Raw genomic sequence first — 10,757 nt, forward strand, 5'->3', positions numbered from 1 at the left:
CCCTCGGGGGTAAACCGCCAGTGCAACCCCTTCGCTGAAGTGTGCTCAGTATCACGATTGTGTTCCAGGTCCAATCTATCGCCATGAGGGCACGCCTGGGGTTGACCCGCGAATGGCGATATGTCCAAGAAGACGCGAAGGAATGCGCCTGGCTGAGCGCTGAATTTGCGCCCATCCAATTCGAAATGCTGTGGGATTTAGGCTAGCCATGACCAAACGCATCGCTCTCATCACCGGTGTGACCGGCCAGGACGGCGCCTATCTCGCCGAATATCTGCTGTCGCTCGGCTATATCGTCCATGGCATCAAGCGACGCTCGTCGTCTTTCAACACCGGGCGCGTCGACCATCTCTACCAGGACCCGCATGTCGGTAACGTGCCGTTCCTGATGCATTACGGCGACATGACGGATTCGACCAATCTGATCCGTCTCGTGCAGCAGATCCGGCCGACTGAAATCTACAATCTCGCCGCGCAAAGCCACGTCGCCGTCAGCTTCGAGAGCCCGGAATATACCGCCAATGCGGACGCCATTGGCGTGCTGCGCCTCTTGGAAGCGATCCGCATCCTCGGTATGGAGAAGGAGACGCGGTTCTACCAGGCCTCGACCTCCGAGCTCTACGGTCTCGTGCAGGAGATCCCGCAGAAGGAGACCACGCCGTTCTACCCGCGCTCGCCTTACGGCGTGGCCAAACTCTACGGCTACTGGATCACGGTCAATTACCGCGAGGCCTATGGCATGTTTGCCTCGAACGGCATCCTGTTCAACCATGAGAGCCCGATCCGCGGCGAGACCTTCGTCACTCGCAAGATTACCCGCGCCGTCGCGCGCATCGAGGTCGGCTTGGAGGAGACCCTCTACCTCGGCAATCTCGAGGCCAAGCGCGACTGGGGCCATGCCAAGGACTACGTCGAGGGCATGCATATGATCCTCCAGGCCGACAAACCTGACGATTTCGTGCTCGCCACCGGTGAGATGCGCTCAGTGCGCGAAATGGTGGAGCTGTCCTTTGCGCAAGTCGGCCGCCGCGTCGAATGGCGCGGCGCAGGCGTCGACGAGACCGGGGTCGATGCCATCAGCGGCAAGGTCGTGGTGAAGATCGATCCGACCTATTTCCGCCCCACCGAGGTCGATCTCCTCATTGGCGATTCCAGCAAGGCGCGGCAGGTGCTTGGCTGGAAGCCGAAGCGGACCTTCACGCAATTGGTCGAAGAGATGATGGCGAGCGATCTGGCTGATGCCAAGCGGGATGTCGCAAATGGCAAGCGTAGCGTTTGAGCTGACCGGCAAGAGCGTCTACGTCGCCGGCCATCGCGGCATGGTCGGCAGCGCGATCGTGCGCCGGCTGGAGCGGGAGAATGTGAACCTCGTGACCGTCGACCGGCGCGAGGTCGATCTCTGCAACCAGGCCGCCGTGTTCGACTGGTTCGCGAAGGCGCGGCCGCAGGTGATCTTCCTCGCCGCGGCCAAAGTCGGCGGCATCGTCGCCAACAACACGCTGCGCGCCGAGTTCATCTACGACAACATCGCGATCGCCGCGAACGTGATTCAGGCCGCGCATCAAAACGGCGCCGAGAAGCTGATGTTCCTCGGCTCGTCCTGCATCTATCCAAAGCTTGCGCCGCAGCCGTTGCGCGAGGACAGCGTGCTGACGGGCCCGCTGGAGCCGACCAACGAGCCTTATGCGATTGCGAAAATCGCCGGCATCAAGATGGCGGAGGCCTATCGCAGCCAGTATGGCAGCGACTTCATCAGCGTGATGCCGACCAATCTCTACGGTCCCGGGGACAATTATCATCCTGAATTGAGCCACGTCGTCGCCGCCCTGATCCGCCGCTTTCACGAAGCGAAGCTGTCGGGCGCGAAAAGCGTCGCGGTCTGGGGCACCGGCACGCCGCGGCGGGAGTTCCTCTATGTCGACGACATGGCGGATGCCTGCGTGCACCTGATGAAGACCTATTCCGGCGCAGAGTTGATCAACGTCGGCACCGGAGAGGACATCGCCATCGCCGAGTTCGCCCGCGTCGTCGCCGGGGTCGTCGGCTATCGCGGCGATATCTCCTTCGATACTTCGCGCCCTGACGGCACACCGCGCAAGCTGCTCGATATCAGCCGCCTCGATAAGCTCGGCTGGCGCGCCACGACTTCGCTTCACGACGGCCTGAAGCGCGCTTACGAAGCTTATCTAGCAAAGCACTAGTCCGCATAACAATGTGCCACCAGACGTTGCGGACGTGACTACATTCCGACGTGACCGACATCGCCTCGCTTACTGATCGTGTTGATGAAAGATTCGCCGAGCGCCCGGCATGAACGAAACCATGTTGCGATCGTCAGCTTCGATAAATGAGATATGAGGGGCGCTACCAACTTTGGTCGACGAGGCTGCAAATGTGGGACCTGCTTCACACGTTCGCTGTCCACGTGCCGGAGGACTCGTCTGATAAATGGCTTAATCGAAATGAAAATTGTCTGCTAGACAAGTGGGTTCAAGCTGATGGGGATACAGTATCGAGCTGACGTTGATGGCCTCCGGGCAATTGCGGTTGGTCTTGTGATCGCGAACCATGCTTTCGAACGCTTCTGCCCTGGCGGCTACGTCGGTGTAGACGTCTTCTTTGTAATATCCGGATTCTTGATCACAGGAATCCTGGTGCATGAGACGTCGAGCGGTACCTTCAGTTTGAATGGTTTTTACGCTCGGCGAGTTCGTCGCATTTTTCCGGCTCTTGTGCTCGTGCTCGCGACGGTATCGATCCTAGGCTGGCTGCACATGATGCCGAATGAGCTTCTCTCGCTTGGCCGGAACGTGTTCGCGAGCGCTCTTTTCTCTGCCAACCTAATGTTGCTGTCGGAAGTCGACTATTTTGATCTTGCAGCAAGAAGCAAGCCGCTACTTCATCTCTGGTCGCTCGGTGTTGAGGAGCAATTCTATCTTATCTGGCCGTTGCTGCTTAGCGCCGTGGCCGCCACTAGATTGTCATCGAAGAATACTATCTGCATCGTCTCAGCAATCTCCCTTGTCTCAAGCATCTATCTCACACGGACGCACTCTGCGGCCGCGTTTTACCTGCCATTGACGCGCGCCTGGGAGTTGGGCGCCGGTGCGTGTCTCGTGCTATTTCGCGACGAAATCCTGCATCTCATGCGTTCGCGCCTTTACAGCGAATTGGCAGGTAATTTGGGGATCGCGGCGATAGCAGCCGCCGCTGGCCTGTTCAATGCAAAGACACCATTTCCAGGGGCTGCAGCAATTGTACCCGTGTTGGGGGCGGCAATGTTTATTTCGGCGCCTGGGTCATTCTCGAATACAATGCTTTCAGCCCGCCTGCCAGTTTTCATCGGACTAATCTCGTATCCGTTGTACTTGTGGCATTGGCCTATTCTTGTCTTTTCCGAGCTCCTCGCAATGCGGCCGTTAAGCATTGGGGAGCGCCTAATCTGCGTGCTTGCCAGCCTGTCGGCCGCGCTGCTTACCTTTCTTTTTGTCGAGAGACCGATCCGCCGCAGATCGCTGGTCGTCCCGCCGCTTGTCGGGGCAATGGGCATCATAGTGGCCCTTGGGATCACCACAATCGAGATGAACGGATTTCCGAACCGAATACCGGAAGAAATACGCCAAGCCGCGGCAGTTGTTCCAGGGCGTGACTTCATCCGGTACGGCGAGTGCCATGTATCCGCCACGGAGCATGGCCAGCTTTCTTCAAATTGTATCGAAAAGAACAGAAAGCCGTTGGTGGCTGTTTGGGGTGACAGCACGGCTGCGGCACTAGCAGCAGGAATTTATCAGCTTGATGATCGCGTTAGGCCAGGAATCGCTCAGTTTACGTTGAATTCATGCCCTCCAGTGCTTGTGGGGGCTCTTGAGTTGCCACCCTCCTGCGTCGAAGCCAACAGGGACATCGTCGGTCGCATCATAAAAGCGAGACCGGATGTTGTTCTGCTGCATGCGATTTGGAACCTATACTGGCAAGAGTCGGTCATTGGCCCAACCGTTCGTTCGCTAAAACAAGAAGGAATTCGGACAATCCTCGTCGGGCCGGTGCCTATCTGGGAGCAGCCCTTGCCCCGACTATATGCCAACTACTACGCCGCTCGAGGAACTGCTCTCCCTACAAGAACTCCTGAGGGATTTCGACAGCTGCCAGCCGAAGACGGCCTACGGCAAACCGCTGAGAAGCTAGGCGTGCAATACTATTCGCCGTTAGCAGTCCTTTGCAGCACGAGTGGATGTCTGACCCGAACGACCCCTAACGTCGCCGACATTATTCAATCGGACATTGTCCACTTAACACCAAAGGGCGCAAAGTTCTTGGCAAAGCAAATGGTTGACGATCTTGGGCTCGCACAGCGGATTGAGACGCCAGAATGGAGCGGGAAATGAGAAGCTTGCGCGGCCATCTGCCGAATACGCCCCTGCGGCCCAATGCTCGATCTCTCATCGACGATGCCAGCAACGCGTGCGAGAAGCTCGCCTGGAGGCCAGAGCGCGCCTTCGCCCAGCTCGTCGCCCAATGGTGGCTCGATTTCGCCGAGGCGAAACGGGAGGCGGCCGTGGCGAGCGCAGATTTTGATCCGAGAGGCAAGAGCATCTACGTCGCCGGCCCTCGCGGCATGGTCGGCAGCGCAACTGTGGCCGGCTGGCGAGCGAGAATTTGATCTGGTTACGGTCGATCGTCGCGAAGTCGATCTCTGCAACAGGCCGCCGTGTTCGACTGCGTCCGGAAGGCAGGCCCCGATTTCCAGAATTTACTTTTCCAAATATTGTTGATTTCTGCCGGGTGGTTGCCTCGAGCTAAAGGCGGTACGGGCGACTTCTGTAAACCGCGCCTTCTAGTTCCGTTGCACCTGCAGGCAATAAGTTTGCGTGCGATGCTTGTTCGTCACCATGGCTTCTAACGCGTGACAAGCGAGCGGCACTGCGACTCGTAATTTCCCCGAGCCTGAGAGTCGCGCTGATTGTTCATCTCGTCGAAATGACGGCCCTGCAGCCGCGCGATCAAGAACCCGCTTTCCCCACGTTCGTCTCGGCCCGTTGTGCCCGGATAACTATGCCGCCGGCAACGCCGACGCCGATGACGTACATCCAGCCCTCGTGGAAGTCGAACAAATGGGAGTTGAACAGCGAGGTGAAGATGTTCTGAACAACGGTCAGCAGCCCGATCCAATAAGCTAGCCCGTCGCCGCGAAACAGCAGGAGATGCAGGATCCAGATCGCGTAGAGAACGATGATGCCGATGGTTCCCCACTGTATCGCGACATGCAGCGTCTGGTTATGCGGATTCGGAAAGACCCTGACGCCCGGAACCCATGACGGTTCCTGCGCGGCTCTCCTGAACAGTCCCTGTGATGAGCCGGTACCATGCCCCACCAACGGAGCTTGCTCGAAAAACTGAACGGCATGCCGCCAATATTCAAGGCGCTCGCCGATGGACGTGGGGACGTGCTCCTGGGTGTAAAGCTGGTAATCCCTCGAAAACGTGCCGGCGGTCTTGCGCAATTGCGGTGAAGCCTGCCAGACGACGGCGGCGCAGGCAATCAGCGCGGCGGAAATGATCGCGATGCTGCGCCATTTCAAATGCAGCAGTGCAAAGACACCGAGCATGATCGGCACCGTGACCAGCCCGGTGCGCGACACCACGACAAACGCCATGTTGACAAAAAAGCTTAGCGCGAGTCCTGTCAGCAGCCCGGCGAACACGTAGCGCTTCTCACGCAACAGCATCATCACGGGATAGGCGAGCGCAACCGCACACAGCGTGAATTCCTGGCTCTGATCAATGTAGTTCTTGACGAAGATGCCCCGTTCGAGCGGATCATAGGGTCTCAGCGACAGGCCTGGATAAAATGCGATAAGCCACGACATCACCGACAACAGTGCGCAGGACACAAGGAAAGTGATGAAGATCCACTGACCGCGCGGCGAGCGCTCGAAATGATAGAGTAGCACGGGTACCACGAGCAGCTTGACGGTCGGGCTGACGGCATAGAGGCGCGCGCCCCAGGCGGCGTCCGACCATAGCGTTCCCACCAGCGCAAGCAGAAACAGCGCGATCGGTGCCGCGCAGATTGGACGCTTCAGCGATTGCAGGAATGCACGGACGTCGAGGAACGGCACCATGCAAACCAGGAACGCGGCATTGAATATAGCCGTGAGCGACGTCGACCACGGCAGCGCAGCCGCCGTTAGGATCGCGAACAGGTCGACCGTCTCGCCCCAGGCTGCCGGACTGCGAAAACGCCGCCATAGCAACTCGACGATCGTTTCTTCCGCAAGCGTCGTCACTTTGCGCCTCCCTGCGCACAATGGACCATCGCGGTCGCGCTGAAATCCGGGATGTTGACCTACCACGATGGTTCCAGCGGGGCCTCGACTACGTCATGTCCAAACCGCCCCAGCTCGCTTTCCGGCGAACACCTCGACGATTACCAAACGCTTGCCGGGGGGTCTTTGGCTAGGGGCGCCGGTTCGCGCCGGCGGGCCTTCTTCCAAACTTCCATCATTCGGGTGGGATGGCCATCCAATGGCTGAATTCAACCAGAGATTCTCTCGCAGCCAACAAAACTCTGCTGTTCTGCGTGCCACCTGACTGAAACCGCGAATTCCGCGGCCCGCTTCTCCGTGGCCACGATCAATCGGGAAAAACGGCTTCCCGTCTTTTGGAGCTTCATTTGCGGGGCGCCACGGGGATCCCGCTCCGGGGCTGATCCCACCAAAGGTGATTTTCTCGATTGGGTCATGCACCTCTTCGCCTGGATGGCTAGACTGCAAAAGGCGCGAAACGATGCGCTGCGCACCTTTCTCATCTTCTGCAAGCACGGTAACGCTGAGCTCAACTCGAATTCGATTCACAATTCACGCTCCATGCGGGATGGCTCAGATTCTTGACCTTGATTCAGTCCTTGGATCTGCCGCCGGTGTAGCGTCGGTTGCGGCGTTTCGAAACCAGTCCCTTGAGCCCCATGCGGCAGGCGGTGCCGAACAGGTCCGGCCCGATCGCGCCCGGCTCGAATCGCGCGACGAACATGCGTCAAGGTTATTTTGCGACGGTCGATGCCTCTACCTTGGTTTGGACAGCCTTGAGCCGCTCATAGATATCCCTGACTTCACCGGCGAGCGGGCCAGGCTGGAGCGCGATTTCGACGTTGTTCACTCGCTTATTGATCTCAGCAAGAAGCTTGTTGGTTTGTTCCCAGTCCGCCGCCGCTTCTGCGCTTCTTTTGCGCTCGATTGCCTGTAGCTCGAGCACAGCATCCCTGCTCTGATTGCCGAGCTGCATGCGCTGGATCTCCGAGAGACCAATTCCAACCACATTGAATATCAGGAGAGCGATCAGGATCATCCGGTTCGAAATAGATTTGCTTTCGATATTCGACATGATTTTGCCCTCCTCAAGGCTCCAGCTATGGCCTTCTACCTCAGGGCGAGACTCGGAGTCTCCCCAAAACGCTGGCGGGGCTGCTAGTCTCAAACTAGAACGCTGCCGGGCTCGAAATACCGGCCCCGGCAGCGTTTCATTCTCAAACTGAGCACTGAAAATCCCAGTTGGTTGTCATCGTGCAGCGTCCATGCCACGGGCTTGTGACAGGCCCGGCGCTTGGTTCGCAGGCCTATCCGGAATGCACGCCACCAAGCATTAAGTTCCCAAAGGCCACTAAGCAAAGTTCCCAACTACTTCATAAGTATAAACAATTTCGGGCCGCCTTTGACGGCGAGTGTTGTAAGCCAGCTACAGCAACGTACACGGGAGCAGCGTACGATTAATCGGCAGGTGGGCGAACACACCGATTCTTTGAACTCGTTTTCTGGGGAGACACTCGCATGAAGAAACTTTTTGCTGCTACGGCCCTAACAGTGGCGGTAGGTCTGGCGGCTCCCGCTAGTGCGGCCGATCTCGCGGCCCGGCCGTACACCAAGGCTCCTCCGCCAATGGTCGCGGCCATTTATGATTGGAGCGGCTTCTACATCGGCATCAACGGCGGCTGGGGATCGAGCCGCAATTGCTGGGACTTTGTGACGCCCGTGACCGGCACCCTGGTCACCGACGGCTGCCATGACGCATCGGGCGGCACAATCGGTGGTCAGATCGGCTATCGCTGGCAATCCGCCAATTGGGTGTTTGGCTTCGAAGGCCAAGGCAACTGGGCGGACTTCAGCGGAAACAACATCAGCCCGACGGCTCCATTCCAGCAAAATCGGACGCGGATCGACGCTTTCGGCCTGATCACCGGCCAAATTGGTTATGCATGGAACAACGTGTTGTTCTACGTAAAGGGCGGTGGCGCGGTCGTCGGCAACAAATATGATCTTATCGTCGCTCCGGGCTTTATCGGCGCAGGCACCACCTTCGGTTCGGCACGAGATACCCGCTGGGGCGGCACTGTCGGTGCGGGTCTCGAATTCGGTTTCGCCCCGAACTGGTCCGTCGGCGTCGAGTACGATCATATCTTCCTCGCCAATCGTAACGTCGACTTCACATTCGCCGGTGCCTTCGTACAAACCGAGCGCGTCCGGCAGGACGTCGACATGGGCCTCATTCGCTTGAACTACAAGTTCGGCGGCCCGATGATCGCCCGCTACTGAGTCGCTTCAGTCAAAAGAACAAGGGGCCGGCTCAAAGAGCCGGCCTTGCTTTTTGGGAGATCGCCGATCGTCCCTTCGAAGCTAGCTGACGAGCTAAACATTGCACTTGCTTCGGCTGAACCCAATAGAATTTGCAAAGCCATCGGGATAGCACTTGGCGACTTCAACATCGCCGAAATCGCAAGGCAGACGGGCTTACAGCGGCAGAGTATCTATCGTGCCTTCCAAACCCACACACAACTTCCGAACTCTACAACTATTCTCGCCGTACTCACGGCTATGGGCTTGCAACTCAAGGTAATTCCCAAACGCGAGCGGCCCAGGGCTGGCACTGTTAACGCAATGCTCTAGTCGTATGCTCAAGCAACGCGGCCACAGCCCCCCGCTTCTTCAGAACGGCGGGCGAGAGTCGCACTAGCGATTCCTAGCGGGGCGCACTGAGCGCGAGCTACTGCGTTTAGGGGTGTGGAAATGAGGCCGCCGGGTCACGCTGGCGGGCCTATCCTCCGAATTTGCCTAAACTCTCGGGGATCGATTCTGCCGGCAATCGGTTAGATGGGGCATGTGCATCCGGGCGATGACATGGGCAAGTTTGCTGACCCTTGTAGGTCTTCTCGTCTCAGCCTGCGCAAGTCAGCCGACGCCATCAGCAGCGCGTGCCAGCGCGCCGTGGGCGCGGGACCTCAATGAGCCGCCCCCAAGTCGAGCGCCTGCCAATGAAGCAGCAGTCGCTGGAACAAAAGCGGACCTGAATGCTGCGCGCGAGAGAGCATCGCGTTAAGGCGCGGGGCTTCGGTCCCGCCGAGCACGAGTTCTCACGCCGGCGGGCCTCTCTGCGCTCGCTCATTCCCGCCGCGGTTAACGAATCGGCCGAGCCTCAGCCTCAGTTCTCTTTGAAAGCTTCTCGAGATATTCGCTTATCGAATGCCTCAACTCAGCGTTTGAATCTGCTTGTTCCTGCCGCATCTTCCTTGCTGTGGAAAGCATGAGGTCGGAGATCTGAGTATCAAAGCGTCGCGGATCCGGATCGTCTCGTTTTTTGAGATCAATAAGCAGGCCTCCGACTACAACCAGCGTGGCCATGTTCATCGCAAGTGATGGAATCGTCAAAAGGATGGTGAGTCGAAACCAGTGCTTGTCAGTCAAGTTTTCTCCCTCCCAAGGGCGAATAAGCTGCTTCAGCGTTGGCGCAACCGCAAAGCGAGCGCAATAGGAACCGGGAAGAATTGGCAAGAGGCCGGGCTGGTGTTGCGCTCCGGCCTCGATTTACGGAACTACCTGGCACGGGACCTCGGTCTCGCCGATCACGAGTTCCCCGCCGCTTCGCGCTGTACCACTCGAATTGGAAAGCGCAGCGTTTTCGATGCTGGGAATTTTCCCAAGTTGCCAAAATGACAAGCAAAAACAAAGATTAACGCGCATCTGGTGCATGGATGTGCTCCATCTCGACCGGATTGAAGCTGATCGCGCCGGATTTGGCACGCGTGGCGCGAAGGCCGTGGAATCGTCGGGCGGCCTCGCCGCGCTCCTCCCGCCAGGTCGAGCGCAGGATCCGCGAGTCCGAAGGCCGACGTCCTCGTCGCCACGAATCTCGAATTCCTGCGCGAGGGCGCAGCGGGACTCGGTGCCGCAAGTGGGTCGAGTCGGTTTGGATCACGCCCTGCCGCCGGCGACGTCTTGGAGGGGGGCTGACGTTTCCGTTCTCCAGTGCGACGCCGGTTTCGCCCGTTCAACGACGATCGCGAATGGGGTCGCTTTGTTGCTTCAAAGGTATCATCGTGTATTGTCTTTCTCATGAATCGCTCGCACATGTCTCAAACAATTATCCCCCTGATCATGTGCGGCGGCGCCGGCACGCGGTTGTGGCCGGCTTCGCGCGAGGTGCGCCCGAAGCAGTTCCTGCCGCTGTTCGGGTCGCGCTCGACCTTCCAGGACACGCTCTTGCGCGTCTCTGACGCCGCGCTGTTCGACCGCCCCGTCGTCATCACCAACGCCGCCTACCGCTTCATGGTGTTGGAGCAGCTCGCCGAGATCGGCATCGAGGCCGACGTGATCCTCGAGCCGATGCGCCGCGACTCCGGTCCTGCGATCGGCGCGGGCGCGGCGTTCGCGCAAGCACGCAGGAGTGAAGCGATCGTGCTCGCGCTCGCCGCAGACCACGTGGTGCGGGAC

At 58.8% G+C, this 10,757-nt stretch carries 11 protein-coding genes; 7 read left to right on the forward strand and 4 right to left on the reverse strand.

Going from position 1 to position 10,757, the window contains the following annotated elements; translation table 11 throughout:
• Positions 1–208: 208 nt before the first annotated feature.
• The 4 genes from gmd to BM222_RS41065 all read left to right on the forward strand — a co-directional run bounded on the left by gmd (position 209) and on the right by BM222_RS41065 (position 4,660).
• Positions 209–1,279 carry a GDP-mannose 4,6-dehydratase gene (gene gmd / locus BM222_RS14800; protein ID WP_092228952.1) on the forward strand — a complete coding sequence of 357 codons (1,071 nt, stop codon included), beginning with the start codon at positions 209–211 and terminating at the stop codon, positions 1,277–1,279.
• Positions 1,260–2,201: a GDP-L-fucose synthase gene (fcl, locus tag BM222_RS14805; RefSeq protein WP_092228953.1), complete on the forward strand. Its 942-nt coding sequence runs from the start codon at positions 1,260–1,262 to the stop codon at positions 2,199–2,201. Before gmd ends, fcl begins: the two co-directional genes overlap by 20 nt.
• Before the next feature lie 297 nt (positions 2,202–2,498).
• Positions 2,499–4,385: an acyltransferase family protein gene (locus tag BM222_RS14810; protein ID WP_092228954.1), complete on the forward strand. Its 1,887-nt coding sequence runs from the start codon at positions 2,499–2,501 to the stop codon at positions 4,383–4,385.
• A complete protein-coding gene (locus BM222_RS41065) occupies positions 4,382–4,660 on the forward strand; it encodes a hypothetical protein (RefSeq protein WP_092228955.1) in 279 nt (92 codons plus the stop codon). Before BM222_RS14810 ends, BM222_RS41065 begins: the two co-directional genes overlap by 4 nt.
• 340 nt (positions 4,661–5,000) lie before the next feature.
• Here the strand turns inward: BM222_RS41065 and BM222_RS14820 are convergent, their stop codons facing one another.
• From BM222_RS14820 to BM222_RS14830, 3 genes are all read right to left on the reverse strand, one after another.
• Complete coding sequence (locus tag BM222_RS14820; RefSeq protein ID WP_092228956.1) at positions 5,001–6,287, reverse strand: O-antigen ligase family protein; 1,287 nt, start codon at positions 6,285–6,287, stop codon at positions 5,001–5,003.
• Between the two features lie 610 nt (positions 6,288–6,897).
• On the reverse strand, positions 6,898–7,029 hold the full coding sequence (locus tag BM222_RS42825) for a hypothetical protein (protein WP_283810238.1): 132 nt from the start codon (positions 7,027–7,029) through the stop codon (positions 6,898–6,900).
• 9 nt (positions 7,030–7,038) lie between these two features.
• The gene (locus tag BM222_RS14830; protein WP_092228957.1) at positions 7,039–7,380 is read right to left on the reverse strand and encodes a hypothetical protein; all 342 of its coding nucleotides are present in this window, start codon (positions 7,378–7,380) and stop codon (positions 7,039–7,041) included.
• A 443-nt stretch (positions 7,381–7,823) separates the two neighbouring features.
• On the opposite strand from BM222_RS14830, the gene BM222_RS14835 reads away from it, so the two are divergent.
• Positions 7,824–8,585, forward strand: coding sequence for an outer membrane protein (locus tag BM222_RS14835; protein ID WP_092228958.1), 762 nt, complete (start codon positions 7,824–7,826; stop codon positions 8,583–8,585).
• Between the two features lie 45 nt (positions 8,586–8,630).
• On the forward strand, positions 8,631–8,936 hold the full coding sequence (locus tag BM222_RS43030; RefSeq protein ID WP_092228959.1) for a helix-turn-helix domain-containing protein: 306 nt from the start codon (positions 8,631–8,633) through the stop codon (positions 8,934–8,936).
• A gap of 507 nt (positions 8,937–9,443) precedes the next feature.
• Here BM222_RS43030 and BM222_RS14845 read toward each other — a convergent pair.
• Positions 9,444–9,731, reverse strand: coding sequence for a hypothetical protein (locus tag BM222_RS14845; protein WP_143105964.1), 288 nt, complete (start codon positions 9,729–9,731; stop codon positions 9,444–9,446).
• A 663-nt stretch (positions 9,732–10,394) separates the two neighbouring features.
• On the opposite strand from BM222_RS14845, the gene BM222_RS14850 reads away from it, so the two are divergent.
• Positions 10,395–10,757: sugar phosphate nucleotidyltransferase (locus BM222_RS14850; RefSeq protein ID WP_177243226.1), on the forward strand; the 363-nt coding region annotated here is incomplete at its 3' end.

The sequence above is a fragment of the Bradyrhizobium sp. Gha genome (assembly GCF_900113735.1).
In the GTDB taxonomy this organism is placed as follows: domain Bacteria; phylum Pseudomonadota; class Alphaproteobacteria; order Rhizobiales; family Xanthobacteraceae; genus Bradyrhizobium.

Excerpts from the sequence above, each read along its gene's own strand:
- BM222_RS41065 (WP_092228955.1), top strand. The coding sequence starts at position 4,382 with ATGAGAAGCTTGCGCGGCCATCTGCCGAATACGCCCCTGCGGCCCAAT.
- gmd (WP_092228952.1), top strand. The coding sequence starts at position 209 with ATGACCAAACGCATCGCTCTCATCACCGGTGTGACCGGCCAGGACGGC.
- fcl (WP_092228953.1), top strand. The coding sequence starts at position 1,260 with ATGGCAAGCGTAGCGTTTGAGCTGACCGGCAAGAGCGTCTACGTCGCC.
- BM222_RS42825 (WP_283810238.1), bottom strand. The coding sequence starts at position 7,029 with ATGTTCGTCGCGCGATTCGAGCCGGGCGCGATCGGGCCGGACCTGTTC.
- BM222_RS14835 (WP_092228958.1), top strand. The coding sequence starts at position 7,824 with ATGAAGAAACTTTTTGCTGCTACGGCCCTAACAGTGGCGGTAGGTCTG.
- BM222_RS14810 (WP_092228954.1), top strand. The coding sequence starts at position 2,499 with ATGGGGATACAGTATCGAGCTGACGTTGATGGCCTCCGGGCAATTGCG.
- BM222_RS14830 (WP_092228957.1), bottom strand. The coding sequence starts at position 7,380 with ATGTCGAATATCGAAAGCAAATCTATTTCGAACCGGATGATCCTGATC.